21 protein-coding genes are annotated in these 26,345 nt (G+C 43.0%); 11 read left to right on the plus strand and 10 right to left on the minus strand.

Translation table 11 applies throughout. The annotated features are described in order from the left end of the window. Positions 1-229 precede the first annotated feature (229 nt). The 3 genes from FHG64_RS02885 to FHG64_RS02895 all read left to right on the plus strand — a co-directional run bounded on the left by FHG64_RS02885 (position 230) and on the right by FHG64_RS02895 (position 2,655). A complete protein-coding gene (locus FHG64_RS02885) occupies positions 230-505 on the plus strand; it encodes a YciI-like protein (protein WP_139064992.1) in 276 nt (91 codons plus the stop codon). Then, entirely contained in the window at positions 466-1,095 is a 630-nt protein-coding gene (locus FHG64_RS02890; RefSeq protein ID WP_218937545.1) for a DUF6653 family protein, read from the plus strand. The genes FHG64_RS02885 and FHG64_RS02890 overlap by 40 nt, the downstream gene beginning before the upstream one ends. Before the next feature lie 327 nt (positions 1,096-1,422). Next, on the plus strand, positions 1,423-2,655 hold the full coding sequence (locus FHG64_RS02895) for an acyloxyacyl hydrolase (RefSeq protein WP_139064993.1): 1,233 nt from the start codon (positions 1,423-1,425) through the stop codon (positions 2,653-2,655). 114 nt (positions 2,656-2,769) lie between these two features. Here the strand turns inward: FHG64_RS02895 and FHG64_RS02900 are convergent, their stop codons facing one another. Then, a complete protein-coding gene (locus tag FHG64_RS02900) occupies positions 2,770-4,647 on the minus strand; it encodes a CocE/NonD family hydrolase (protein WP_139064994.1) in 1,878 nt (625 codons plus the stop codon). Between the two features lie 399 nt (positions 4,648-5,046). Between FHG64_RS02900 and FHG64_RS02905 the strand changes: the two genes are divergently transcribed. The 3 genes from FHG64_RS02905 (at position 5,047) to FHG64_RS19100 (ending at position 8,665) form a co-directional block, all read left to right on the plus strand. Then, on the plus strand, positions 5,047-6,714 hold the full coding sequence (locus FHG64_RS02905; protein ID WP_139064995.1) for a S41 family peptidase: 1,668 nt from the start codon (positions 5,047-5,049) through the stop codon (positions 6,712-6,714). Between the two features lie 383 nt (positions 6,715-7,097). Then, complete coding sequence (locus FHG64_RS02910; RefSeq protein ID WP_139064996.1) at positions 7,098-7,859, plus strand: phosphatase PAP2 family protein; 762 nt, start codon at positions 7,098-7,100, stop codon at positions 7,857-7,859. A 647-nt stretch (positions 7,860-8,506) separates the two neighbouring features. Further along, complete coding sequence (locus FHG64_RS19100) at positions 8,507-8,665, plus strand: hypothetical protein (protein WP_168191306.1); 159 nt, start codon at positions 8,507-8,509, stop codon at positions 8,663-8,665. A 162-nt stretch (positions 8,666-8,827) separates the two neighbouring features. On the opposite strand, the gene FHG64_RS02915 is transcribed toward FHG64_RS19100, so the two are convergent. From FHG64_RS02915 to FHG64_RS02925, 3 genes are all read right to left on the minus strand, one after another. Then, on the minus strand, positions 8,828-9,025 hold the full coding sequence (locus tag FHG64_RS02915) for a helix-turn-helix transcriptional regulator (RefSeq protein WP_139064997.1): 198 nt from the start codon (positions 9,023-9,025) through the stop codon (positions 8,828-8,830). After that, on the minus strand, positions 9,022-9,414 hold the full coding sequence (locus FHG64_RS02920; RefSeq protein WP_139064998.1) for a hypothetical protein: 393 nt from the start codon (positions 9,412-9,414) through the stop codon (positions 9,022-9,024). The genes FHG64_RS02915 and FHG64_RS02920 overlap by 4 nt, the downstream gene beginning before the upstream one ends. 335 nt (positions 9,415-9,749) lie before the next feature. Continuing rightward, on the minus strand, positions 9,750-10,208 hold the full coding sequence (locus FHG64_RS02925) for an FKBP-type peptidyl-prolyl cis-trans isomerase (RefSeq protein WP_139064999.1): 459 nt from the start codon (positions 10,206-10,208) through the stop codon (positions 9,750-9,752). Between the two features lie 512 nt (positions 10,209-10,720). Between FHG64_RS02925 and FHG64_RS02930 the strand changes: the two genes are divergently transcribed. Beyond that, complete coding sequence (locus FHG64_RS02930) at positions 10,721-11,245, plus strand: sigma-70 family RNA polymerase sigma factor (protein ID WP_139065000.1); 525 nt, start codon at positions 10,721-10,723, stop codon at positions 11,243-11,245. 138 nt (positions 11,246-11,383) lie between these two features. Here FHG64_RS02930 and FHG64_RS02935 read toward each other — a convergent pair whose 3' ends face one another. Together FHG64_RS02935 and FHG64_RS02940 are read right to left on the minus strand one after the other, a co-directional pair. Further along, a complete protein-coding gene (locus FHG64_RS02935; RefSeq protein ID WP_139065001.1) occupies positions 11,384-13,525 on the minus strand; it encodes a vanadium-dependent haloperoxidase in 2,142 nt (713 codons plus the stop codon). A gap of 369 nt (positions 13,526-13,894) precedes the next feature. Then, a complete protein-coding gene (locus FHG64_RS02940) occupies positions 13,895-15,622 on the minus strand; it encodes a tetratricopeptide repeat protein (protein WP_139065002.1) in 1,728 nt (575 codons plus the stop codon). 345 nt (positions 15,623-15,967) lie between these two features. Here FHG64_RS02940 and FHG64_RS02945 point away from each other — a divergent pair, with 345 nt between their 5' ends. Next, positions 15,968-16,651 (plus strand): hypothetical protein, encoded by a 684-nt coding sequence (locus FHG64_RS02945; RefSeq protein WP_139065003.1) that lies wholly within the window; start codon positions 15,968-15,970, stop codon positions 16,649-16,651. A gap of 72 nt (positions 16,652-16,723) precedes the next feature. Here FHG64_RS02945 and FHG64_RS02950 read toward each other — a convergent pair whose 3' ends face one another. Beyond that, positions 16,724-17,347: an HAD family hydrolase gene (locus FHG64_RS02950; RefSeq protein ID WP_139065004.1), complete on the minus strand. Its 624-nt coding sequence runs from the start codon at positions 17,345-17,347 to the stop codon at positions 16,724-16,726. Between the two features lie 160 nt (positions 17,348-17,507). On the opposite strand from FHG64_RS02950, the gene FHG64_RS02955 reads away from it, so the two are divergent. The 3 genes from FHG64_RS02955 to FHG64_RS19390 all read left to right on the plus strand — a co-directional run bounded on the left by FHG64_RS02955 (position 17,508) and on the right by FHG64_RS19390 (position 24,545). Continuing rightward, positions 17,508-20,198, plus strand: coding sequence for a cation-transporting P-type ATPase (locus FHG64_RS02955; protein ID WP_139065005.1), 2,691 nt, complete (start codon positions 17,508-17,510; stop codon positions 20,196-20,198). A 495-nt stretch (positions 20,199-20,693) separates the two neighbouring features. Further along, positions 20,694-22,145, plus strand: a complete 1,452-nt coding sequence (locus FHG64_RS02960) for a glycosyltransferase family 2 protein (RefSeq protein ID WP_139065006.1) — start codon at positions 20,694-20,696, stop codon at positions 22,143-22,145. 453 nt (positions 22,146-22,598) lie between these two features. Beyond that, on the plus strand, positions 22,599-24,545 hold the full coding sequence (locus FHG64_RS19390; RefSeq protein ID WP_218937547.1) for a CHRD domain-containing protein: 1,947 nt from the start codon (positions 22,599-22,601) through the stop codon (positions 24,543-24,545). Positions 24,546-24,652: 107 nt separating this feature from the next. On the opposite strand, the gene FHG64_RS02970 is transcribed toward FHG64_RS19390, so the two are convergent. From FHG64_RS02970 to FHG64_RS02980, 3 genes are all read right to left on the minus strand, one after another. After that, the gene (locus FHG64_RS02970; protein ID WP_139065007.1) at positions 24,653-25,261 is read right to left on the minus strand and encodes a thioredoxin family protein; all 609 of its coding nucleotides are present in this window, start codon (positions 25,259-25,261) and stop codon (positions 24,653-24,655) included. 12 nt (positions 25,262-25,273) lie between these two features. Beyond that, on the minus strand, positions 25,274-25,747 hold the full coding sequence (locus FHG64_RS02975; protein WP_246054257.1) for a TlpA disulfide reductase family protein: 474 nt from the start codon (positions 25,745-25,747) through the stop codon (positions 25,274-25,276). 173 nt (positions 25,748-25,920) lie between these two features. Next, positions 25,921-26,325 (minus strand): hypothetical protein, encoded by a 405-nt coding sequence (locus FHG64_RS02980; RefSeq protein WP_139065009.1) that lies wholly within the window; start codon positions 26,323-26,325, stop codon positions 25,921-25,923. Positions 26,326-26,345: the final 20 nt, after the last annotated feature.

The following is a 26,345-nucleotide window of genomic DNA, read 5'->3' on the forward strand; positions in this document are numbered from 1 at the left end:
CAAACTCACTCCCATTTTAATTATCATTTTCCAAATAACCAATCTCTACCCAGAAGCTAACTGAACTAACTTCGGAAGAATTAAGGAATCTAACGGTAAACGGTAAACGGTAAACAAAAAACAGCCCCCCCACTAACGACTAAAGACTAACGACTAACGACTTCCAACGAATCACTATATTTAACTCCCCGATTTTAATAAAGATGATTTAACTCTAAAATAAAAACCTATGTACTACGCTCTTTTTTACACCACTGTTAAAGATTACATAGAAAAACGTGCTGCTTACCGGGAAGAACATTTAAAATTGGCTACAGCTGCCTATGAATCGGGTAATTTAATAATGGCGGGAGCTTTGGCCGATCCTGCAGACGGGGCACTCCTTATTTTTAAAAGTGACAGCGCGGAAGCAGCAGAGGATTTTGCAAAAAATGATCCTTATGTAAAGAATGGTTTGATCACCGAATGGCAGGTGAGGCCATGGAATGTGGTTATAGGGAAGTAGCCACCCACCCCCAAAGGGAAAAGCCATCCACCCTGCGGACGGGAATAAATAAATTCAATCATCTTTCTTCCATTATGAGTTTTGAGAAAAAAATCGCCGGTCTCTTCAATTTAACAGAGGAAAACTGGCAACGACATGCCAATCCCTGGAGCGTTTGGACAAGGAACCTTTCCCTCCCGTTGCTCATTCTGGCTTTTTGGAGCAGGATATGGATAGGCTGGTATTCCCTCATTCCTATTGGCCTGGCTATATTGTGGACCTGGTTGAATCCGCAGCTTTTTGATAAACCAAAAAACACCAATAACTGGGCCTCCAGGTCAGTTATGGGCGAAAGGTTCTGGATTAATAGAAAAAATGTTCCCATTCCCCTCCATCATCGTATAGTGCCAAAGATACTTAGTGCTGTTGCCACTATTGGGAGTGGGATTGTGGTCTTTGGAGTTTTTGAACTGGACCTTTGGCTAACGGTGTTAGGAAGCATATTGGTGTATACAGGTAAATTATGGTTCCTTGACAGGATGGTATGGCTTTATTTTGATATGAAAGAGCAGCATATTACAGCTAATCCCCGGGAGGAAAAATATTCTTAAGTAGGACAGAAAGGTTCCTACAGTGCGTACGGCTGACCTCCTGACCATTCCCATCTCCTCTCCTATTATTTCACTTGTGCAAACTTCCGATCTGCGACGATAATTTCGGCCTCACAAATACCTCATTCGTTTTATATTACAATTAAAGCCTGGTGAATTCAGGTTTTTTTCATGATTTGTTGCAACCTCGCAACTGTTCCGTCCTACTGCTTTACCCAATTGCCATAATCCTTTCCTTTTTGTTATTTTTATTCTCCGGAATTAAGCTTAAGCTATTTAAACCGAAAACAAAGCAAGATCAAATCTTCAGAAAAAATAAACCCCAAAATGATACAAAAGAGCTTACCGACTTATTTCAGGATCGTTAAGGGAGCTCTTTGCGGCAGGATAATGGGTGTGAGATTCGAGAATGGCTTTGAGAATTTTAATAAAAGAGTACACCTGCAGCTTTGTATTTGGATTGCTTTAATGACTTTCTTTATCACACCGCAGGCTGTGGCACAACAGGAGGCAGCGGTGGATACTTCTAGGCAGAAGGCACTTATCTCCTATGGCCTTGGAGTGCAGCATGGTACTATCTTCGCCCATTCTGAAGAGGTCCAAAATACCAGTGGAGCCCGTCCCACAGGGATAGAAGCTATTATTGGCTGGCAGCGAAGTGATGCCGATTCCTATGCCCTGTGCCTTTGCTATCCCCGGCAGGGACTTTTACTGGCCTACTATGATTATGATGTTGAACTCCTGGGTGAAAGTGCCACGGCAGCTTATTTCCTGGAACCCGCCTACCGAATTACGAATGGGCTGCTTTTTTCCTTTAAAGGTGCAGGTGGATTTTCTTATCTCACAAACCCATATGACAGTGAAAGCAACCCTGCCAACCAATCCTACAGCAGGCATTTAAGTGCTTACCTGTTAGTTGGTATTGGCGCCTGGATAAGGCTAACAGATCATTGGTGGATCAATCCCACTATAAACTACCAACACGTTTCCAACGGCGGCACCCGCCAGCCCAACAAAGGCATCAACTGGCCCACAGCAGGCCTGGCAGTAAGCTACCAGCCTACCTCCCGCCCTTTTTACACCGGCCCCAGGATAAGTGAAGATGCCTGGAAAAACAAGGGGCTGCGGTACGATATTGCTTTGCTGGGGACGATGCGCCGCGGTTACGATGAGGAAGGGGAACGCATAAGGTACGCCCTTGGCGGACTCGCTTTGCAGGCCGGAAAGCAGGTGGGAAGGCTAAACATGGTAACGCTGGGTGCGGAAGCGTACCAGGATGAGGAACTGGAAGCCGACCTTCGTAGGGATGGCATTGATGCCAGTCCTGTGAAAGCGAGTGTTATGCTGGGTCACGAATTTTTGCTGGGAAGATTTCAATTCAGTCAGCGGCTGGGGGTTTATGTTTTTGACCAAACCCCATATTACGACCAACTCTTTCACCGCTGGGGGCTGCAGTACCGCATAAACCGAAACTTTAGTGCAGGCTTTAACCTGCTGGCCCACCGGCACGTGGCAGAGTTTGTGGATTTACGGCTGGTTTATAGTTTTCAGAAAAGATGAACCCTCAGCCCCCCAACCCCCGGAGGGGGAGCAAATAAACTCGGCACTTCATGCTGAACGGGTTTCAGCATCTACCATCTGGGGTTGTACCGCTGTTTTCAACTGCCCCGGGAATTATTTCTTCAACATAGGCAATTTTATAAAGGAAGCATGTTTTCCCGAATGATGAACTTTATTATTTGCAAGAACCCCTTCACTTTCATCATAATTATCACCACCTGTATTGAGATTCCTTGCAAAGCGGGGGAAATTGCTGCTGGAGATCTCTACACGAATGCTGTGCCCTTTTTTGAAATAGTTACTGGTGGACATGGGGGACAAGCTGAGCTCATATACCTCTCCGTCTTCCATAAAAACCTCCTTATCATATCCCTCACGGTATCGCGCCCGCTGGATGGTCTCATCTAAATTAAACGCCTTCCCGTCCGGATGCACGTCTATGAGTTTGATGGTAAAATCTGTATCCCGCGCATCTGAAGAAACAAACAGGGTGGCCTCTATAAAGCCTGATACTTCAACTCCCTCCTTTAACGGCTCTGTGGTATACACGAGGATATCCTCCCTTTTTTCCTGCTCCTGTTGATCAAAGGCCCCGCCCTGAACGGCGTTACCTGTACAGCAAACATTCCCTCCCAAAGAAGGCACCGGGTTCATTGGGTCATAAGTAAAGCTATCTGCAACAGATTGCCTTCCGGGTTTTTTAGTTGATAATTTTCCATTCCCCGGGGAATTGGCATTCCCGTCGCTGTTGAGATAATAAGTCGTCATTTTCGCTTTTGCCGGGGGCCAGGTTTCTGAAGCCTGCCACTCATTGCTTCCCATGGTATAATATTGTACTCTGGGTGTTTTTTCTTTAAAATCATTCTGCTCATCCTTCAGCCAGAGGTCGAACCAGGAATAGATTTGTTCCTCATAGTCCAATCTTGCATCCCCTACACTAAGCTCGCCCACCACGGTATATTCAGTAGCACGGGTAAAACCACAATGCAGTGTGGGAGCGATCACCAGGTACTGGTCATCTTTTTTGTCGCTGGTCTCTCTAAGGTGGTTGAACAATGCGATATTTGGGCCTACAGAGACATCATACCAGGAAACGAACCAAAATCCGGGAACGTTAAGCTCCATGGTGTCGTGATAGAGTCCGCCTTCGAACCAGGCCGGATCATTGGGCTTACGCCTCACCATTTTATCAAAGATCTCCTTCTTTCCGTTAATATTCTTAAGGATGTCCTGAATAGGAAGGTGATTTAAGGCCTGGGCCATATCCACCGTCGGATTCTTTGGCGCGAGGTCATAGAACCTGGAGATCCTGATAAGGTCCTCCTGCGTGGCACCCTCGGGGATACGAGGCTTGAATTTATCGTGCTCCACACCGTAAAGCCAGGAGAAGAACAAAAGTTGCTCCACGCCTCCCCTGTACCAGTTTCCCTGCTCGTGAAAATCACCAACAGTCCCCACTCCGGCGCCAAAAGCTTGCGGCACCATAGCAGCATGGGAAGGATGGTCCAGTGCTCCCACGGCCATTTGCCATTCAGCTGTTGAGGAACATCCTATAGTCCCTATCTTTCCGTTGGACCAGTCCTGGTCTTTCATCCAGCTGAAGGCATCATAACCATCTGTCAACGGCACTCCCAAAATATCCCATTCCCCTTCAGAAAAATAGCGGCCTCTTTCATTTTGGACTACATAGGCATAACCGCGCTTCACTGCCTCCAGGGCCTGGGCAGCAGTACGGGTTCTCTTCTCCCCATCCTGCCAGGTATTGAAATTATATGGGGTACGCGAAAAGATGATTGGTACTTTTTTATCGGTCTTGGGGCGGTAGATATCTGTCGCCAGGCGAATTCCATCCCGCATGGGCATCATCACCTTTTCCTCCACGATGGCTATTTCTTCCAGTTGCTGAAAGACATCGTTTTGTGCTGAAAGTGAAGGAACATACAGAAAGATTACCACGAAGGTAAACATTGACAAGAGGAAGTTTTTGATCATAACTGAAGTTTGAGATGTGGTTTGGTCTTAAAAGTAAGCAAAAAGCCCCCCAACCCCCAAAGGGGGAGTTAAAAAAATCACCATCCTGTGCTGTATCTGCCTCACCCTGCCGGGTGAGATCTCCTGAAACCCCGTGAATCCCGAAAGAATTAGTAATGATCCTTAGTTCTTCTGACTCTTGTTGCAATTAGGCCTGAACCTTTTTAGGCCTTCGATTTTTACCATTCGCTTTAACATCTGGAGACGTATGGAATGTGCCGAATATTCAAGAAAATTTAGAAGTTCAATGCCTGAAGACTTTGCCCTGGCAGGGGATATTATGAAGCGAGGATTATCAGGAATATCTTACGTTTCAATATTAAAATTAGTCCTAAATTACACACCGATAAAACCACCCAAATGAAGAAACTCCCCCTTCTCCTTCTGTTCTTATTTCCCGTACTGCTTTCATGCGAAACCTCTGTGGCCCAGGCACCACCTTCAGAAAATGAAAAACTAGTGGCAACCGCAAAGATCTGGGGTTTTCTAAAATATTACCATCCACACGTCGCAAAGGGAAAATTTGACTGGGAGGAGCAGCTTTTTATTGTCATGGAAAAAGTGGAAAAAACAAAGAGTGACGAGGAACTTTCAGCAGTTTTCAGTAACTGGATTGACAGCCTTGGAGAGGTGGAAAAATGCCTGAGTTGTCTCGAAGTCACAACTGCAGAAGGTTTCGATAAGAATTTTGATCTCACCTGGATAGATTCCAGTTCCTTCAGCAATGAGCTCAGTTCAAAGTTAAGGCACATCGAAAAGAACCGGGTGCAGGACGGGCAGCATTATGTCAAAATCGTTGAAGGTGTAGGTAATATTCAGGTACAAAATGAAAAGGATTATCCCAATTTTGACTGGACGAATAGAGACCTAAGGCTGTTGGCACTATTTAGGTACTGGAACCTGGTGGAATATTTTTTCCCATATAAATATCAAACAGACATGGACTGGGACAAGGCGCTGGAACAAATGCTGCCTAAATTTTTATCCCCGGGATCAGAGCGGGATTACCATATGGCCATGCTGGAGCTGGCAACAAGGACCAATGATTCCCACGCCTGGTTCATTACACAGGAAACCAACCAGTACTATGGCTATTACTGGGCCCCGGTGGTGATCAAAATGATAGAGGGACAAACGGTGGTATCCAGTTTTTTCGATGATTCCCTTGCAGCAAAAGATGACTGGCAAAAGGGCGATATTTTGGTCGCAGTAAATGGGGTCCCGGTAGAAGACCTTATAGCAAAAAATGAAAAATACATGACCGGCTCCAATCAGCCGGCAAAATACAGGGATTTACATATTTCCCTTTTAAATGGGAGCTCCCCTGCCGTAGAGATCGAAATACTACGGGATGGGAATACCATTAAAAAAGAAGTCGCACGTTATTACAGAAGGGACTTTAAAATGGAGGCACCTCCAACAAAAAAATGGGAAATTCTAGAAAAAAATATTGGCTATGTGAATATGGGGCTGCTGGAACCGGGTGATGTAAAACGAATGATGAAGGATTTAAGAGATACCCGTGCCATAATTTTTGATATTAGAAATTATCCCAAAGGAACCCTGTATGCTCTTAGCAATGAACTCAACGACGGCAGTCATCCCTTTGTGAAATTCACAGCCCCAGATCTTGATTATCCAGGGAAATTTACCTGGACAAAACCTTTGACAGCCGGCGGGAGGAACAAAAATCCATACACAGGAAAAATAATTCTATTGGTGAATGAAACCACTCAAAGCCATGCCGAGTTTACCGCCATGGCCTTACAAACTGCACCAAACGTAACCACCATAGGCAGCCAAACAGCGGGAGCCGATGGAAACATTAGCGACATCTCGTTTTTAGGAGGGTTCACAACCTATATTTCGGGTATTGGAGTCTTCTACCCAGATGGCCGCGAAACCCAGCGTATTGGGATAGTTCCCGATATTGAAATTAAACCAGGTATACGGGGAATTAATGACGGTAGAGACGAAGTACTGGAAAAGGCTATTGAGGTAATTGACCAGGCTACGGCCGGGCAATAAAGAGAATACTTTGTGAGATCTGTTGGAAATCACGCCTCCGGGAAGGCTGAACGGAGTTGTGAGCGTTTTAAAGTCTCCGGACTTTATCTTAATTATGTGTAGAACATTTCTGTATGCTGTTCTAACTAGGTAACGTTTGGAGGCTTTGGGGAGTTGCCAGATTTTCAAGGATTTCTGAAGGCAAAGCGGGAAGACTTTGCCCAGCGGACCATGCTATGTGAGGTTCCCAGACCTCGTGTCTCTGCAGTAATAATCGTTTTAAAGCCTTCTGGACTCTTCACTATGAGACTTTATACTGTGTGACGCATTCCTCTTTTTCTAAGACAGGATAGATAGGTTTAAAGTGCAAAAGTTTTAAATTTGAAAAAATGGATTTTTCAAATATGAGGAAAAACAAAAGGAAGTACTGGCTTATTTATTGGATTTTTATATTTCTGAATTTAATTACTTTCAGTACTACTGCCCAAACTGTAAAGGATACAACAATTGCTAAACCTTTCGGTGGGAAAAGAGTGCTGCAAAAAATGATAGTTCCGGCAACCCTTATTTTGGGAGGCAGCATTTTAAGCGGAAAGGATTTTGAAAAAGAATTCCAGACAGATGTAAGGGGAGCTGTAGGAGAAAATTATGAGTTCAAATTTGGTGACTACGCAAGGTATGTTCCTATCGTACAAATGTACACAGCAGATGCCCTGGGGGTGAAATCCAAAAACCACTGGTTTGATCAAACAAAAAACCTGGCTCTGGCTATTGTAGTAACAGATTTTATAACCTTTCGGTTAAAAAACTGGATTCCTAAAAAACGTCCCGGGCAGGTGACAGAGTCTTTTCCCTCTGCCCATACTTCCTTTGCTTTCGCCAATGCCGGTGTTCTATATCAGGAATTCAAAGATACCAGCCCTTTCCTTGCATATAGCGGTTTTGGGATTGCTGCCGCGACGGGAGCATTTCGCGTTATCAATAATACCCATTGGATCTCAGATGTGATTGTAGGTGCAGGCATAGGTATTTTAGTTACAAATTTGATCTATCTATTTGATCCCATAATTAAATGGAACCCTTTTCTCAAAAAGAAAAATAGTTTTGTCTTCATCCCAAGATTTGACCAGGACCAATATGGACTTTATCTTACTATGAAATATTAAATCCACCGCCGGCTTCTGCTGCCTCATTCTTCCAAGGATTTCAGTTTCCAGATACCTACTCAAATTGGGTATATATGTTTCCCGGATATACTGCAGTAGAATTAGGTTAGGATAAAGATGTGGAAACCTTTTGAGCATACCCTTTTATGGGCAGCATTTGCCCGGCGGCCCCTGTGGTGTGTGGTTTCCAAACCTTACGCCTCTAAAAATAGTTAAAGCAGTAGTAAGCGTTTTGAAGTCTTCTTACTTCATATTCCAATTGGGTTTGAACTTATTTGGGCTTTCGATTTTATTCAGGATTCATTACAACTTTGGGAGATGTTACCAATTTTTGGGGGTTCTAAATAGGAATTTAGTAGTTGTAAATCGGAAGACTTTCCACATCAGTTATTGATTTTAGAAGAAAAAGTTTTCAACACAGGCAAAAACTAACCCTTAACCTTCTGAGTAAAAGACAGTTTATTTCTCAAATGTTTATGATTGTTTTGAGAGTATTTTAACTGAAGGTTTTTTTATTTTTATGACCGCAGTAAAGGAATAGATAATTGGTGTATGGCTGCTTAATTGGGAGCCGGCCTGTAGCAATGGAAAATCCATCTGTAGTATTGGGGTATTAAAATTTCTTCGGAAATATAAATTAAATGAATATGGATTCGAATCACGCATTTATGGCCAAGGAACTTCCCGAGGAGGAAATGAAAATGCTCTATAGCTTACTGGGGAAAAAGGTTCCTAAACCTGTAGAGACCCAACCAAAGTTTCGACTTAATTTCAGGTTTGCACGTCGCATGTTTGAAGACAAATAAATTTCTTAGATAAAGCAGAGCAGATGGAGTATAAACTGCATCTGCACAGATTTCACCGGCTAAGGCCGGTTTTTTTATTCCAGGTTAGCGGGTACGGGATGTCTCCTGAATGAAGCAGGATCACTTTCATTGCCAAAATCAATAATTCATTATTGCGCTGGATCAATTTTTATCAAAATAAAAGATCTCTTCTATGGGCAGTTGAAAAAGTTTGGACAACCTAAAAGCTGTAGGTAAGCTGGGATCAAATTTTTCTTTTTCAATGGCATTTATCGCCTGCCTGGAAACCCCTATTATTTCTGCCAGGTCTTCCTGTGTATAGTTTCTTTCTGCACGTAATATTTTCAATTTATTCTTCATGCGTATCTCCTTGTGTTTATTGTCATGCAAATGAGGTAGGTAATCCCAATAAATATTACGAGGTAAGAGATCTCAGCATCAGAGCTTATAAGATTCGTAGTATCCAGCAGGGAATAGAACAAACCCACAACCACTGCCAGGCCAAGGGTAAGGGCCAGGGATTCAAGGTGGATCTTACGCTCCAGTTCATCAAAATTATTGAACAGGTTCCTGTTTGCAATGAGCATAAGGATACCATTGGCAAGGTTTACCGTTACTGCCAAAGCAGTAAGAACAGGGTGATGATCCCAGATATATTCGGGGCCAAAGGTGGCAAGAGCCATTGTGGCCACCCAACTCCAGGTCCAGGCGGCAAGCTGATAAAGATTTTTTCTGCGTTGACTTTTCATAATTATTGTAATTAATAGTTTACATTTTGTAATGTGTACTTTACAAACCTACAACAAAAATTTGAATGTAAAGTTCACTTTACAAAAATAAATCTATCGGGGCTAAAATAAAGTATAAGAGAAACTTACGACAGAAAAAAAACTTGGCAGATAATGACTTAAGTAAAAACACTGCCTGCGACCCGCTTTGCGTTCAGAAACAAGAATGTAAGGTCTTTAAGCTGCAGAACAAAAGGCTTTTATAAACAAACTGAGATTAGGCCCGAACACCTTTTTGTCCAGCTAAAAATAAGATTAGCAGGAAAAAAGAGTAATGCGTTTCTTAACCCCGGGAATTACATGCTTACGACTTCGAGTAGCTCGATCTCAAAGATCAAAACAGAACCTCCGGGGATACCCCTGTAGTTCTGCGGGCCGTAAGCCAGGTGTGATGGAATGAGAAGCATTCCTTTACCGCCCTCTTTAAAATAGGTGATACCCTCTGTCCAGCCGCTAATAACCTGCTGTAGATTAAAGGAAACACCTTCAGAAGAACTTTGGTCAAACACATCTCCATTCAAGAAATAACCTTTATAAGCAACACGAACACGGTCATTTGAAGTGGGCTGTACCCCTGCACCTTCCTCCTCAATGATATAATAAAGTCCTGTAGAACTTCTCTCTGCCTCAAGGTCATTGGCTGCAAGATATTCCTGTATTTGTTGATCGTTCAAACTAACATAATCCACCGGCTGGTCGTCATTGCCGCAGGAGATGAATAGAAGAAAAATAAAAGCAAAAAAGTTGGTCTTCATTATGAGGTAATTGAAATTTTTGAAGGACAAATATAATTAAGAAAGTGTTGAAATGATAAAAAAGTATAGAAATGAATATTGTTTTTATCTGCATCAAAATGAAAAGAAAACCCAGTGAAGTAGTGACAAGAACGAAATAATGAATTAGGATTTAATGATCCACCCAATCCCCGTTTGATCAAGCCCAAAAAGCCACTTCCAAATTAACGACATCTGGCTCTCTAATTAATTTTAAAGCTACCTGGACAATCTTTTTAAAACCTTTCCTTTCCGCTTCATGAAAATTTTTAAAAAAAATGTATCCTTTTCAACTTTTCCCGGTCTACTTAATAAACTTTAAATTCAATTATTATGAATACTTGTAAATGCACCAATTGTGAATGCCCTAACTGCAGCTGCAGTAATTGCAGGGAAAATAACTGCCCCTGTTCAAGATGCGAATGCGATAAATGCAGTTGTTGTTAAATAATTCAAAGGTTAGCCGTTAAGCTAACCTTTCCTTATTTTTGTATATGGAGGAAACTCAAAAAATATGGGATACCTATAAGGACGAGCTCTATTTCTTTATTCTGAAAAGAGTGAAGGAACCCGGAGATGCCGGTGATATCTTTCAGAACACTTTCCTGAAGATCCACAGGAACCTTGAACGGCTTAAGGATCATTCTAAAATCAGGGCATGGGCTTACAGTATTGCACGTAATGAGATCGCGAATTTCTTTGATAAGGAATCGTTGTATGTAGAAAAGACAGGTATAAAACATCCCGGCGAAACTGAAATTTATGAGGAAGTATGTTGTTTTGACCGGTTCATAAATGAGTTGCCCGGCATTTACAAGGAGGCCATAGAATTGGTATACATCTGCGGAAAAAAACAACAGGAAGCGGCAGATACCCTGGAAATAAGCCTGGCAAATCTCAAGGCCAGGGTGAGGCGGGCAAAGGAGTTGTTAAAGCAAAAATTCAATGAATGCTGCAAATATGAAATTGATGAGCATGGAGATCTTGTTGGCGAATCAAATTGTGCAAAATGTGAATAGAAGTCCCCTGCCCCCGATGAGGAATTATTAAACCTGAAGATTTTAGGACCTGTTGGAACCGGTGAGAGTTAAGAGGTGAGAACAGCTCTATAAAACCTTCAGGGATAAAAAACGGCCCCATTACGGGGCCGCCTGGTTTTAATTTTTGAAATTAAGGGAATTCACTGCCTCCCCTACTGCTCTTCCAACCTCTTCCCCAACATCTACCGAGATTTCATAATTTAATCCGCTATGGGTTCGACTTAGTTTTACGTCATCTATTAAAGCATCCAATGAGTCATAATAGAAGATTCCAAATAAATCTTCCTGGGTGGTATCTTCAAGAGCATAATCCTCCCCAAAGAAATCCTCAAGAACTTCAATTGTTGCAGCCGCCACACTAGTGGCTATTGCAGGATAGGAAGGATGTGGTGGTGTAGGGTAAATACTATTCCAGGTAGCATGACCTAAAACCTCCTGAATGTAGGTATTGGGCCATAACAGGGTATATTCATATTTAGCATTCATAGTAGCTATAATAGCATCAAAAATTGCAATTCCCTGTTTTGCTAAAAGTACAGAAGCCTCTGCAAGATTCAGGTTTTCACTTTCAATAAGATCTGCAGTCAGTTTAGTAACATGGGTAGGGCCGTTAAGCTTTGTCCCTGGGGTATCCCTCCATGCTGCAATAATTCGTTGATCCTCATCAGTTAAATTCTGGCTTATTTCATAGATCAATTCATTCATTTGATAGAATTGAGATTCGGGATCTTCAGAATAAGCAGGTGGTGGGCCGGGCAAAACGCTTGCTGCAATATTTGTTATAAAGGATCTTGCACCTCCCAGGCAGGCGCCTGCCGGTTGTGCAGGTAGGGTGGGCACCCACGTACCGGGAGCTTCGGCTGGAACATAAGGGTCGCAGACTGCGAAAAGATTATCTGTGGTGCTCCAGTTGTGAACCTGGTTTGCTACCTGCTGTCCAAAAGCAATAGACCGTTGTAATTTTTCCTCAGAAACCATTGCCATAAAATCCTCATTAAAAGAAGCTTCCATTTCATCTATAGCCGCGAGATTGGAAGGCTGAGGAAAATCCTGTAGTATGTTTCTTGCCAATTGCGCAAGAGCCGCATTTGCACTGGCCGGCCAGTAAAGGTCGTCCCTGTTACCTTCGAACTCAATGTTTTCTCCACTTAACTGAGGAAACACAGACTGGTAAGACGACATTCCGGGAACCACTGCTTCATAAAGGGCGAGTCCGGAATAGGCAAAGTGCTTGGCACTTTGAGGATTGAAATAGGTAGTCCTGTGCATCTCAACGACCAGGTCCATCCAGGTAGTGACAAACCCGGAATCAAACTGCGCGGTATTCTCCATATCGCATCCAAACCTAATATGCTCGTATTCAACAGCATTCTCACCATCAAAATTAGCCTCAATATCATCCCGGCTCAGGGTTCCTGTTATAACGGTATTATCAACATCGCCGTAGACGCCTGGCCAGTCGAGCAAAGTGATCTCATAATAGATATAGTCTTCATTGCCGGCATAGGAAGCTATGTTTGGCAAGGCAATACATAAGGGCTGGGCTGCAGGATCTTCACCCTGGGTGGAGACGCTGTTTTCCAGGCCTGAATATAAAAGTGTACCGCTGTCATCACTTCCAAGCCAGATATCTACTGAATAATAACCGGGGAAATGCCTGCCGGTATCATTACAATAATTTGCAAAAAAACAAAATTCATAGGCTTCGGTTGGATTAAGTTCAAAGAATAAATAACCATATTCATTTACATCCCGGTCATCGTAACAAATTACAGGCACATCTACATATTTCTTAACCCCTGCGCTTGGTTCAATTGTAAGAGGTAAGGGATTTTCGACGAAGGCGGCCAGGGCCCCACCCCTCGGTGCCAGCCAGATAAGACCGCCGGCGGCATTATAAACTGCAAAATGGTCCAGAGTATATGTTCTCGGTTCCAGTTCAAGTTCCGGAACCTCTTCAGTAAAGATCTGCCCTGTTACCAGGTCTATTCGGAACGGGTTACCGGCAGCTCCAACAATCTCATTTTCACCCTGTAAAAGGATGACCTGAACATAGGAAGGCTCATCATTGGTACAGGCAGGCAAATCCATTATCTCCTGTTTATTTGCTGCCCTGTTGGCCAACAAATCGTTCAATACCGCACCAAAGGAAATGGTAGCTTTCTCATTACTCACGTGAGTTTTGTCCTCTTCACTACAGGAGATAGCCAATAAACCCATGAATACAAAACACAATGAAAACTTATGTAAATTTTTCATGATACATTAATTGAATAAAGTTGCTTTTGAACTATAGAAAGATAAAAGGGGACTTTTTACAATGGCGGAGGGTAAAGATTGTAAAAATGAAGATCAAATAATCTGGGGTTAAATCATCTTCGAAGAATAATTGAAATTAGCATTAAAATCCTGGCTGAAACATAGGTGTTTTCCCTTAAAAACAACTAAAACCAACTTCCCTAAAGTATTCTCAACGGGGAAGAAACTCACCTAATCTGAATGGACGGGAGTGCCTGTTCCAGAGATCAAGAGACCCGGAGCAGCTACAGGTAACTTTTGGAGGTACCTTATGGTCGTGCTTTTTCCTGAAGCTCTCTCCTGCCAGAAAATAGCATAACAAGGGATAATCTATTTTATACGTGAGGATTCTATAGCAACATCTGCAGTGGCCCAGGATTCTTTCAACTGGGATTCCAATTGCCTCACTTTGTCGGGGTTGTCCATCTTTTGGTAAGCCAGTTTCATCCCGTGCTGCGCCCAGCCATTTCTTGGCAAAACCTTTAAATCATCCTCGAAGGTTTTAATGGCATCGGCAAAATGCCCGGCTTCTATTTGTACTGCTCCTAAATTATGGCGTACAGAGAAAAACCAGTCTGGTGGTTCCTGAAAGTTAAGTCCGTCTTCCAGTGCCACAGTTTCATTAAGAAGATCTATACTCTCCTCATAATTTCCTTCAGAAGCAAGGATCTCGGCTTTTAAAATATTACTGGCAATATCCACAATTGTTTGCATAGAATTAATTTCCCAGATCGTCATATCTTTCAGGCGTTCATCCGCTGCAAGGATCTGCAGGGTGTTTAACTCAGTTTTTGCCTTCTGCGTATCTTTTTTCCCCAGGTAAGCCATACCACGTGCGTAATGGGAAATTGCCATTGGGTACAAAAGGGAATCCTCCAAACTTCTGGCAAGGATCTTATCCCACTCACCAAACTTTACCTCTACAAAATATGGAATCATGTAATAGTGCTGCAGGGTTGACCACCCCGGTTCCTTCATAATATCGGGATGAATACGCTCTGCAAGCTTATTGGCCCCCATTAAGGCCCAGTCGCTGTTACCTTCCAGGGTTGCGGTAGCTGCGAGAAAATGATAATTATGCGGATAATAAACCAGGGGATATGCCCCCTGGGCATGGCAGGCGGTGATATAGGCACTGTCTACTTCAACAGCCCTTAGATTGGCCAGGCTTCCTTTGTGATAATCTCCGGTTTGTATATAGGTATGGGACGGCATATGTATGAGATGCCCGGCACCGGGAACCAGGCCCTCGTCAAATTTCCTGGCACTTAAAAGGCCCCGCTCCGGTGTCTTTGAAGCTTCAGTAGCATGAATATAAAAATGATGGGCACCCGGATGGTCGGGATACTCTTTCATCACATTTTCCAGCAAGGTGATCACCTTGGGGGTCCATTCTTTCGGGTTGCCCTCGTTATCATAAAGGTTCCAGGGATAAAGGTTCATTACAGATTCTGCATACAGTGCTGCTATTTCCGGATCATTATTATATTTCTTATAAAGGTCTTCCATAGCCTGGGAATACACAACGTCAAGTTGCCGGAGATCTTCAACAGGTTCTGCCACGTACCGTTGCGCCAGGGCATTTATCAAATCCCTATCCTTATTTGTCGCATTATCTGAAACTTTGATAGCAGTCTGTATGGCTTCATATGCTCTTTCATAATTATCTGGTTCCATCCCGGCGTTATAATTTGGCCCCAGCACATAGGCAAAACCCCAATGGCACATAGCACATTCGGGGTCCAGTTTTGTTGCATAATAGAACGATCTCGCTGCCTCGGCATGATTAAAACCATAGGACAGCACCAGGCCCTGATTGAAATATTCCTGAGCTTTGGAATTGCCGGTGGTAATTGGATAATTAAGGACATCAAGGCCGTCAAGCAAAGGTGCAATATTGTCTTTTCGATACCATTCAATATCTACAGTAGGTGGTGCACAGGAGTATTTGGAACTTACTTTTGCCTGGTTCACAACATCTTCTTCCGCCGGTTGGTTATTTTTACAAGAGAAAAATAAAAACGGCAACATCATCAAAATCAAACTTACATTTTTCATAGTTCCCTGATTTGCTACTTATAAATTTAGCATAAATTGCTGACTATCAGCATCAAATAATTAATTTTAGCATTCTGTAGAAAGGGATAATTTTTCCTGGAGTGCCTATAAAAAAACACAAAATAGGAGGCCTTGCTTTTTTTACCGCATTTAACCTTTCTTTTCCGTCTTCATGGGCCGGTTGAAAATGTATGCCTTATCAGGATGCAGGGAGTTGCTTTTATCATCAAAAAATACCTGAAATCAAGTATATCAATAAACCCTTCAAGCCTCTATTTTTATAAAATCCCTACCTGTTTACAATTCACAAGAAACCTTCTTACTAACCAACCTAAAACCTGAATTATGAAAAAATTCATTGCAGCTGCTATTGTTATTATTTTGTTCTCATTTCCCACCACCGGTTATTCCCAGGCAAGCGAAATGGCCTCAACTCAAGATTCAAAACCTTATAAGTTAAGGCCATTTCGAATTGGAGCCAAGCTTGGCTTTCCTAACCTCGTTGGAGGAAACCTGGAATATGTGACACCTTTACTGAATAACAGGCTGGCCGTAAACCTGGATTATAGTATGATTAAATCTTCCTGGCTGGAACCTTCAAATGAAGAAAATTATAATGTTGATGATAGTGACCAGCTTCAATTAAGGTACATAGAAATAGGAATTAACTATTACTTCTTCAAACCCGGTAAAGGTTTATATGGTTCTTTTAGCTATGGAATGATTAGGTTGGACGGAACTTTGGCCGATATGGCGCATAGTGAGGACTCGCAAAAAAGAGGTATCGGAATGATCGACCAGGGGCATAATTCTTTTAATGTTAAGCTGGGTGCGAGGTGGGGCGGACTCTTTTATTTTCGTCCAGAAGTGGGTTATATGTTCAATACCCTTCCCAAATCCTTAAACGTTGATGTTGTTTTCCCTGATGGCAGCAGGGAAACCCAGACAGAGGAGTTTGAGATCGAAGCACCTTTTGATCTCCTGTTCACCGGCTTTATTGCCAATATTGGGATTGGTTTCGCTTTTTAGAGGAAGGTTTTCAGGTTGTTTGCTTTAAGACAAATATACCTGCATTCCGAAAATAGATAGATCTTAGTTAAATCAGCTAAAAGCCTCGATATAAGCCAGGCCTTTTGCTTTCAGGTGTGGGTTATTATATCCGAAGAAATCTATGCGGTTTTCATGCGCTGCGTCGTAATCATTGATACTGTCTCCTATAAGGCAAACCTCATCCCGATTATACTTATGCTTTTGCAGGATATCCCTTACCAGCGAGATCTTTGGCGTGGGAGAGCCTTCTATGCTATTAAAGTACCCGGAAATTCCCAGTTGTGAAGTCAGGTATCGAAGTTCATCCCCATCTGACCCCGATACGATGTGCATCTCAAAACGGGTATGTTGAGCTTCTATAAAATCCAGCACCTCAGCGATAAGATTATCTTTGGTTGTAAGTTCCTTTCTCATGATTTCTGAAAATTCCCCGGCCATCCCGGCAACTTTTTCATCATTGGTCTCCTCCTGAAGGATCTCCTCCAAAAAATACCTGAATTTCACATAGCGGGAAAGTCCGCCGTTTTGGTTATGATACTCCAGCAGCTTTTCCACCTGTTCCTGTGGATAATTTGCCAATACCTCCCTGAAGCCCTTTTCCCTCACTTGCATAGAATCCAGGATCACCCCGTCGAAATCCCATAGGATCACTTTTTTATTTTCAAATTCTTTCATTTCCTATACTTTTTGAAACTTTATCTATGTTCCTGTACCACTTCACTTTATTTAAAAATCTCCCTAATTATCTGTAAATTTAAGGGAAAGAAAAAGATTGTGTCAATATGAGAATTAATCTATTCCCTCCCCGGATAATTTATTAAAGAATTCAATTTCTATGGAAAAGGCTTCACAAACTTCCACCGGCCCCACCTGGCACGCGCTAACTGTGGAGGAAATCAAAGAGCGCTTAGGCACCGATATTAAAAAAGGACTTACCAAGGAGGAAATTTCTAATAGAAAAGAGGAGTACGGCAGGAATGAATTGCCGCAGGAGAAGAAACAATCTGAACTCATGCGGTTTTTGCTTCAGTTCAATAATCTGCTTATATATATCCTCATCATTGCTGCTGTTATCACTGCGCTTATGGACCACTGGATAGATACCTGGGTGATCCTGCTGGTGGTGGTGCTAAATGCTGTCATAGGCTATGTACAGGAGGGGAAGGCAGAGGAAGCCCTTGCAGGCATAAGAAATATGCTCTCGCTCCACGCTATAGTGGTGCGGGATGGAAAACAAAAAGAGATCGAGGCGGTAGACCTGGTGCCCGGGGATGTGGTCTTATTAAAATCTGGCGACAAGGTCCCGGCAGATGTTCGCATTGTGGAGGAAAAGGACCTGCAGGTTGAGGAATCCCCGCTTACCGGGGAAGCCCAGGCTGTAGAAAAGGACACAAAACCGGTAGATGAGAATACACTCCTGGGAGACCAGACAGGTATGGCATTTTCCGGCACCACAATTGTTTTTGGAAAAGCCAGGGCTGTTGTGGTAGAAACCGGAGGCAGGACAGAGATTGGCAAGATCAACAAGATGGTAAGCGGGGTGCAAAAGATCACCACTCCCCTGCTACAGCAAATTGAAGACTTCAGTAAATGGCTTTCATTCGTGATACTGGGAATTACCGCTGCTTTTTTCGCTTTTGGATATTTCTTCAGGGATTATACTATTTCTGAATTATTCCTTGCATCAATAGGCCTGGTGGTAGCGGCAATTCCGGAGGGATTACCGGCCATTATGACAATAACGCTGGCTATTGGAGTACAGCAAATGGCTAAAAGAAAGGCGATCATTAGGAAATTACCTTCCGTAGAAACCCTGGGAGCTGTTAATGTGATCTGTTCAGATAAGACAGGCACGCTTACCAGGAACGAGATGACTGCCAAAACTGTGGTCACACAAGAGAAAGTCTATAATATTGAAGGCACAGGTTATGAGCCGCGGGGAGAAATAAAAATTGAGGGAAAAGAAATCAATATCAAGGAGGACAAGGTCTTTACAAGGTTTATGCAATGTCTTCGCGCTTCCAATAATTCTGAGATCTCGAAAAATGACGAGGGCAACTGGGAAGCTACCGGTGCCCCCACAGAGGCTGCCTTGTTAAGCTTATCTTTCAAGGCCGGTTTTGAGGAATTCACCCCCGAGCGCCTCGATACAATCCCTTTTGAGTCTTCTTATAAGTTCATGGCGACCCTTAATAAACTGGACGACCAAAAATTCATTTTCATGACCGGCGCGCCGGAACAGGTGATGAAAAAATGTTCCCATAATCTCACCGCTGATGGTAATAAAGAAATAGACCGCAAGCAATGGGAGGAGAAAATGGATGAGATCGCCTCAAGGGGGCAACGCATCCTGGGTGCTGCTTTTCGTCCTGCAGAAGAGCAGCTGAATGAAATAAACCTCCCGCTGGAGGAGAATGATTTTATATTCCTGGGAGTAATTGGGATAATTGACCCACCCAGGGAAGAGGTTGCTAAAGCCATTGAGGAATGTAAGACGGCAGGGGTCAAAGTGAAAATGATCACCGGGGACCATGCACTCACTGCTACTGCCATAGGAAGGGAAATAGGTATTGAGGAAAGCGAGAATGCCATCACCGGCCAGGAAATTGAGGAAATGAGCGATGAGAAACTAAAAGAGATCGTTCGCAGTCACGGCATCTACGCCCGTACCACCCCCGAACACAAACTGAGACTGGTCAAGGCACTACAGGCCAACGGACTTCTTTGCGCGATGACAGGGGATGGTGTGAATGATGCCCCGGCACTTAAAAAAGCAAATATTGGCATCGCCATGGGGATCAAGGGGACAGAGGTTTCCAAAGATGCATCTGAAATGGTGCTGGCCGATGATAATTTTGCCACCATTGTAAATGCCATCAAGGAAGGAAGGACAGTCTATGACAATATTAAAAAGGCACTATTCTTCATTTTACCCACCAATGGTGCCGAATCCCTGGTGCTTATGGCGGCAGTGTTCCTGGGCATCGTGATGCCCATCACCCCTGCCCAGATCCTGTGGGTAAATATGGTAACTGCCGTCACTTTGGCTCTTGCCATTTCCTTTGAACCCATGGAGAAAAATGTCATGAAAAGGCCACCCCGCCCCAATGACCAGCCCATCCTGGGCAAACATTTTGTATGGAGGATCATATTGGTTTCCCTGCTCATTGGAGCCCTTACGCTTGGTGTTTTCTATTATATGCAGGAAACGGGGCTCGACCTGGTGGGCTCCAGGACTGTAGCGGTAAATACCCTGGTGTGCTGCCAGCTGTTCTACCTCTTCAACTGCCGAAGGATGAAAGGCCCCGCGATAAGTAAGGATTTTTTCAGGAATAAATATGTGTTCTATGCCGTGGGGGTCCTCACGCTGCTTCAGATATTCTTTGTTTACACTCCCTTTATGAACAACTTCTTCGACACCCGGCAGCTTCCGCTTATCTACTGGCTCTACCCCGGACTTGCCGGTTTGCTGGTTTTCATCATCATTGAAGCAGAAAAGTTCCTTACGAGGAAGTGGTGGAAGTGAGGTTGGTTGTCTGTTGTCGGTTGTCGGTTGTGGGTTGTGGGTTAAAAAAAGTTGTAGGTTGTAGGTTGTAGGTTGTAGGTTTGAAAAAAAGTGGAAAGAGGAGAGTGGAAAGAGGAAAGTCAACCCTTAAAAATCGCATAGCCAACCTCCTGGAATTCTGTGGTTGTTTATGTCTTTTATAGTGTCCCAGGATTCTAATTTCTCTTCTCTCTTCTCTCTTCTCTCTTCTCTCTTTTCTGTGGTCTTGTTTCTTGCTTCTTGCTTCTTGCTTCTAAAAAACACCCCAATCCCCACTATTCCTCTCCTAAAGTGTAGAACACATCTACACTTATTATGCGTGCACCACAATTTTCTCCACATATAGAATCTGATTGTATCTCATTATCAGCTTCCCTCTACAGCGGTACAATAATTGGTATCTGCAAACTCATAGAACTAGTTTGTTCTGCTTTATGAAAAGGCAACACCAGAGTTAGTTTTAAAACAAGAAAAAATATGATAACACAAGATCTTAAATTCCCCGCTGCAGCTTCAGCAGATAATAAACTGGGCGGGAATAATACAGCTTTCGAAAACAAACCTACAATGGATACCGGGGAAGAACAGGTTTCCGGCAATTACAGCAAAGCAACATTTACCAAAAGACACGTCTCCATACTGGTGGGTACATTTATGCTACTTATAGGGGCAGCTTATGCTTTTTATTTGTTGCAGCCACAGTACCAGGAAATGAACCTGAACAGGATGGATACAATTGGGGGAATGATACTTCTTATCACAGGGATTTTCCTGTTGTTATTCCGTCTTGGGTTTTTAGCCTTTATTGCCAGACAATTTTTCCGCTATAAGCCGGTGTCTTCTGTTACAGATGAGGAACTACCAACCTGTACCGTGATCGTCCCGGCATATAATGAAGGTAAATTGGTTTACTCTACTTTAAAGAGTTTGGTGAACAGCAGTTACCCTGCAGAAAAATTGGAATTGATAGCCATTAATGATGGTAGTAAAGATGATACCTGGGCCTGGATGGAAAAAGCCAAGGAAGAACTTGGAGACAGGGTTTCCATTTTTCAGCAACCTAAGAACATGGGGAAGAGACATGCGCTTTACCGTGGATTCAAATTGGGTAAAGGTGAGGTTTTCGTGACTGTAGACAGTGATTCCATTGTGGAGGTCGATACATTGCGTAACCTTGTTTCCCCTTTTATTACCAATGAAAATTGTGGTGCAGTGGCAGGTAACGTAAGGGTACTCAACAATCAAAAAGCCATTATTCCACGTATGCTTAATGTGAGCTTTGTATTTAGCTTTGAGTTCATAAGATCTGCTCAAAGCGTTATGGGATCTGTATTATGTACTCCAGGTGCGCTGGCGGCTTATAGAAGAAATGCGGTAATGAACTGTCTTGAAGAATGGATGAACCAAACTTTTATGGGACAGCCAACAGATATTGGAGAGGACCGTGCGATGACCAATATGATCCTGAAACAGGGCTTCCATGTCCTCTTCCAGCGAAACGCCTATGTGCTTACCAATATTCCGGAAAAATACAGCAGCTTACATAAGATGTTTACCCGTTGGGAAAGAAGTAATGTTAGGGAGAACCTAATGATGACAAAATTTGCCTTTAAACCTTTCAGGAACGGTTCAAGAGCAGGTACCAGGCTTTTATTGGTTAACCAGTGGATGGGAATGATAACAGCGTACCCTCTTATTCTAATGATGATCATATTACTTATCGCCCACCCGGTATTGTTTATATGTTCAACTCTCTTAAGCATCCTTATCTTTTCCAGTCTTCCGGCATTTTTCTATGCTAAGAAGTATAATATAACCGAGGCATTTTGGATCTACTCCTATAGTATTTTCTACACATTCGGTTTATTCTGGATCACTCCTTATGCTATGGCAACTGCCAGCAGGAGAGGGTGGTTAACACGAGGATAACCAGGTATATGCCGTGATAAGGCTATACAGCCTAATACTGCCTTAAAGAAAAAAGCCACCGGCGCCTATGGGATGCCGGTGGCTTTTGCTTTTGCCTGTGCATTATAAAGAGATCATTTTAAGCTGTCCCTTTTATATAGAATCAAAGTCATTTTAACCTCGACATATGGGTGGTTTGGGATTTAAAGATAATTGAGAAATTTTCAGCTTAAAAGAATCTGAATAATCATTTTAAATATTCCGGTTTTAGCCCAGGCCCCAGATTCAAGGAGCCCAACAGAACGCCCCATAGGCAAAGTGATCGTATTCCTGTACTGCACAATATTCATTTATTTCGTTTAAAAATTTTAACATTCTCTTGTTTAACAAAACAAAAACTATGTTAAACATGGTGACGTCGCTTTTAAGTTCATATAGTTTTATCTCCTATAAACCTTAAACAAGTTATTTATAATGAAAATTTTACACCGAATCTTTATTGCAATTTTTGTGAGTGCCCTGCTGCCTTCCTGCAGCACGTCTGATGACGATGGGATTATTGTCCCGCAACCTACCGGGGAGTCAACAACTTACCAGCTAAGTTCAGTCGCAGAGCCCGGCATTTCAGGAACTGCCACTTTTATTAAAAATTCAGATAATTCTGTTACCATTGATCTTATGATCGACGGCACACCTGCAAATGGTAGCCATCCCGCCCATATTCACAATAACACTGCGGCAGAGGGTGGTGATATTGCCCTGAGCCTGGGAACAGTTGATGGAGCTACAGGAGAAAGTACAGTTACTGTGACTACCCTTGATGATGGTACACCAATAAGCTACGAGGAGTTACTTGATTTTGATGGATATATCAATGTTCATTTAAGTGAAGATCAACTTGGAGTTATTGTAGCCCAGGGAGACATAGGGGAAAATGAACTTACTGGAGAAAGCAAAACATATGTTCTCAATGAAGCAGCTGTTGAAGGAATTAATGGTACTGCCACTTTTGAACAAAGAAAGAACGGGGAAGCACTGGCCACCCTTGAATTACAAAACACTCCGGAGGATGGAATGCACCCTGCCCATATTCACGCCAACGCTGCGGTTGAAGGTGGTGATATCATTTTTAGTTTTAATCCTGTTGATGGAGCAACCGGGATGAGCAAGACCAATGTGGCCATGCTGGATGACGGGACCGCTTTTATGTATGAGGATGTATTGGATGTAAATGGATATATCAATGTGCACCTTAGTGCAGATGATCTGGGAACAATCGTTGCCCAGGGAGATATAGGTGAGAATGAACTTACAGGTGAGACCAAAGTTTATGATCTTAATGAAGTTGCCGTTGAAGGAATAAGCGGTACAGCAACTTTTGCAGAAAGAAGGAACGGAGATGCCCTGGCAACTTTGCAACTGGAAAACACACCCAATGGTGGAAGTCATCCTGCACACATTCACGCAAATACTGCAGTAGAAGGTGGAGACATCATTTTCTCCTTTAATCCGGTTAATGGAACCAGCGGTATGAGCATGACCAATGTGACGGCACTTGATGATGGAACTGCATTTGGGTATGATGATGTCCTTGCGGTGGACGGATATATAAATGTACACCTTAGCGCCGATGATCTTGGAACTATTGTAGCCCAGGGAGATATAGGACAAAATGAATTAACCGGGGAATCCAGGGTGTACGATCTTAATGAGGTGGCCGTTCCGGGAATTAGCGGTACAGCTACGTTTGAAGAAAGAATGAACGGGGAAGCCCTTGCTACCCTGCAGCTTGAAAACACTCCAGAGGGGGGAATGCACCCTGCTCACATTCATGCAAATACTGCGGCAGAAGGTGGGGATATTATCTTCAGCTTTAACCCGGTAAACGGTACTACCGGGATGAGTATGACCAATGTAGCTGCTCTTGATGATGATACTGCTTTTGGCTATGATGATGTAATGAATGTAAATGGATATATCAATGTACATTTAAGTGCAGAGGATCTTGGAACCATCGTTGCCCAGGGCGACATAGGACAAAATGAACTTACGGGAGAGGCTGTCACGTATAACCTGCAGGAAACAGATGTTCCCGGTATAAGTGGTACGGCCACTTTTATGGAGAGAAGGAATAGCACCACTCTTATATCTTTGGAATTGACAGGTACACCACAGGGAGGGTCACATCCTGCGCATATTCATGAAAATGATGCAGCTACAGGAGGAGATATTGCTATTTCACTTACCCCTGTAGATGGTGATACAGGAATGAGTATGACCCAGGTAGGAATGGATGATGAAGGTAATGATATCACATATGGAGACCTGTTGGAATATAACGGGTATATCAATGTACACCTAAGCGCAGATGCTCTTGATGTGATTGTTGCCCAGGGTGATGTTGGAGCCAATGCACCATAAGAAATATCACCTTTAATAAAACCAGAACTCCCGTAGAGAAAGAATTTCTACGGGAGTTTTTTTTATTAAAAACCACGAATACCTGGAATTTAAAGTACATCTAAGTACTAATCTGCAGCAGGACGTTTAACGGTACAACCAATGGCCTTTGTAGAAGCAACCTCAATATTCTTCCCACTTTCAAGAGCGGCGATAGCATTCTCCACATACTTGATCTTATCTGGATTTTTATCCTCGGTATCATTATCTATGGCTCCCGTATAAACGATCTTCAAATTATCTTCCTTCTTTTGAAGCAGAAAGATATGAGGGGTTACCCGTGCTCCATAATGATTGGTAATGGTTTGCCCCTCGTCCAGCAGGTACGGGAAGGAAAAATTAGCTTCTTTTGCTTTTTCCTGCATCTTTTCAAAACTGTCTCCTGCGGAAAGCTTCTGCGGATTTGGATTAATGGCGATCACAGGATATCCCAGCCTGGAAAACTTCTCATTGAGCTCCACCAGGCGCTTTTCATAAGCGATCGCGTAAGGACAGGTGTTGGCCGTAAAGACCAGGATAAAACCTTTGGCATTTGGAAAATCATCTGGTGAGACCTTTTTACCGTCGATATTCTTTAAGCTGAAAGTTGGAGCGGTATCCCCAGGTTCAAGGGTAGTAACCTGTGCCGTTGCCAGAAGGCTGCAAAACAGAAATGCAAATAGTACTGAAGTTTTCATAGTGTTAGCTTGTTATTTGAAATTGTTATATTCTGAAAGTAATTGATTATAGGTGAATTCCTTTTCAACAAACCTCTTTTTTCCTCCCTTAACGAATAAGGTGGCAGGGATAGCCCCACTCCAATCCTTATTGATCCTGTCTATATACACCTGTTGGTCCCGCTCATCCAGCAAAAAGGTCTCATTCTTAAGATCATGTCTCGCAACAAAAGGAATTACCCTCTTCTCCAGTTGGGATTTAAAATCCACACTTACAAGCAGAACTCTAAGTTTTTCGCTGGATTTTTCCTGCTGCAATTTTTCAAAGTATGGAAGTTCTTTTATACAAGGCGCACACCAGGTCGCCCAGAAATTGATGACATACGTAGTATCCCTGCCCTGCTCCAGCCGCTCATTTAGCTTATCAACAGTGAGCAATTGTACCTGCTGGCTAAAAGCCGGGTAGAACCAACCAAAGAATATTATTGAGATAAGGAGTGATTTCAAGCTTAGAATTTTAACTATGACAATTTAATCAAAATTAGTTTCCAAAAAATAAAAATATTCTAAGCCAATTTTACTAATGAATTTTGCGGAAATGACTTTTTTCCTGCCCATCAATTTATTCTCTATTTAAAAAGAAAAACCGGGCTATGGACCCCAAGCCCGGTCTGCACAATTTACGCACAGGAGACTGATACACTATGGGTATGACCTGCCTGATTTGTGGAAGTAACAGAAATTGAATTATTGCCTTTAAGGGTATTAAATTGGTCGGCAGAAATTGTGATCTCATGTATATGATTATCTGTACTTGCCTGGCTAAGGGTATAGGTTTTCTCTTCAGCCGCCTCTACATCCTCCTTGGAGACGGTAAGGTTATGGCCGTGGTTTGCACTAATACTGCTTTGTGTTCCGTTCTCCACACAGTTGGCCTGCGGGTTAGGATTAGGGTTCGGGTTTGGGTTTGGGCCGGGATTGGGTCCACCGCCATCATCTGAAGAGGAACAACCTAACATTGACATCATGGGAATACCCACAATGATCCCTGCCGATGTTTTTCTGATAAACGTTTTTCTATCCATGACTAATGAATTAAAGGTTA

Source organism: Antarcticibacterium flavum (assembly GCF_006159205.1).
GTDB classification, from domain to species: Bacteria; Bacteroidota; Bacteroidia; order Flavobacteriales; family Flavobacteriaceae; genus Gillisia; species Gillisia flava.

Coding starts and splice junctions, on each gene's coding strand:
- FHG64_RS02885 (WP_139064992.1), top strand. CDS start 230: ATGTACTACGCTCTTTTTTACACCACTGTTAAAGATTACATAGAAAAA.
- FHG64_RS02890 (WP_218937545.1), top strand. CDS start 466: ATGGCAGGTGAGGCCATGGAATGTGGTTATAGGGAAGTAGCCACCCAC.
- FHG64_RS02895 (WP_139064993.1), top strand. CDS start 1,423: ATGATACAAAAGAGCTTACCGACTTATTTCAGGATCGTTAAGGGAGCT.
- FHG64_RS02900 (WP_139064994.1), bottom strand. CDS start 4,647: ATGATCAAAAACTTCCTCTTGTCAATGTTTACCTTCGTGGTAATCTTT.
- FHG64_RS02905 (WP_139064995.1), top strand. CDS start 5,047: ATGAAGAAACTCCCCCTTCTCCTTCTGTTCTTATTTCCCGTACTGCTT.
- FHG64_RS02910 (WP_139064996.1), top strand. CDS start 7,098: ATGAGGAAAAACAAAAGGAAGTACTGGCTTATTTATTGGATTTTTATA.
- FHG64_RS19100 (WP_168191306.1), top strand. CDS start 8,507: ATGGATTCGAATCACGCATTTATGGCCAAGGAACTTCCCGAGGAGGAA.
- FHG64_RS02915 (WP_139064997.1), bottom strand. CDS start 9,025: ATGAAGAATAAATTGAAAATATTACGTGCAGAAAGAAACTATACACAG.
- FHG64_RS02920 (WP_139064998.1), bottom strand. CDS start 9,414: ATGAAAAGTCAACGCAGAAAAAATCTTTATCAGCTTGCCGCCTGGACC.
- FHG64_RS02925 (WP_139064999.1), bottom strand. CDS start 10,208: ATGAAGACCAACTTTTTTGCTTTTATTTTTCTTCTATTCATCTCCTGC.
- FHG64_RS02930 (WP_139065000.1), top strand. CDS start 10,721: ATGGAGGAAACTCAAAAAATATGGGATACCTATAAGGACGAGCTCTAT.
- FHG64_RS02935 (WP_139065001.1), bottom strand. CDS start 13,525: ATGAAAAATTTACATAAGTTTTCATTGTGTTTTGTATTCATGGGTTTA.
- FHG64_RS02940 (WP_139065002.1), bottom strand. CDS start 15,622: ATGAAAAATGTAAGTTTGATTTTGATGATGTTGCCGTTTTTATTTTTC.
- FHG64_RS02945 (WP_139065003.1), top strand. CDS start 15,968: ATGAAAAAATTCATTGCAGCTGCTATTGTTATTATTTTGTTCTCATTT.
- FHG64_RS02950 (WP_139065004.1), bottom strand. CDS start 17,347: ATGAAAGAATTTGAAAATAAAAAAGTGATCCTATGGGATTTCGACGGG.
- FHG64_RS02955 (WP_139065005.1), top strand. CDS start 17,508: ATGGAAAAGGCTTCACAAACTTCCACCGGCCCCACCTGGCACGCGCTA.
- FHG64_RS02960 (WP_139065006.1), top strand. CDS start 20,694: ATGATAACACAAGATCTTAAATTCCCCGCTGCAGCTTCAGCAGATAAT.
- FHG64_RS19390 (WP_218937547.1), top strand. CDS start 22,599: ATGAAAATTTTACACCGAATCTTTATTGCAATTTTTGTGAGTGCCCTG.
- FHG64_RS02970 (WP_139065007.1), bottom strand. CDS start 25,261: ATGAAAACTTCAGTACTATTTGCATTTCTGTTTTGCAGCCTTCTGGCA.
- FHG64_RS02980 (WP_139065009.1), bottom strand. CDS start 26,325: ATGGATAGAAAAACGTTTATCAGAAAAACATCGGCAGGGATCATTGTG.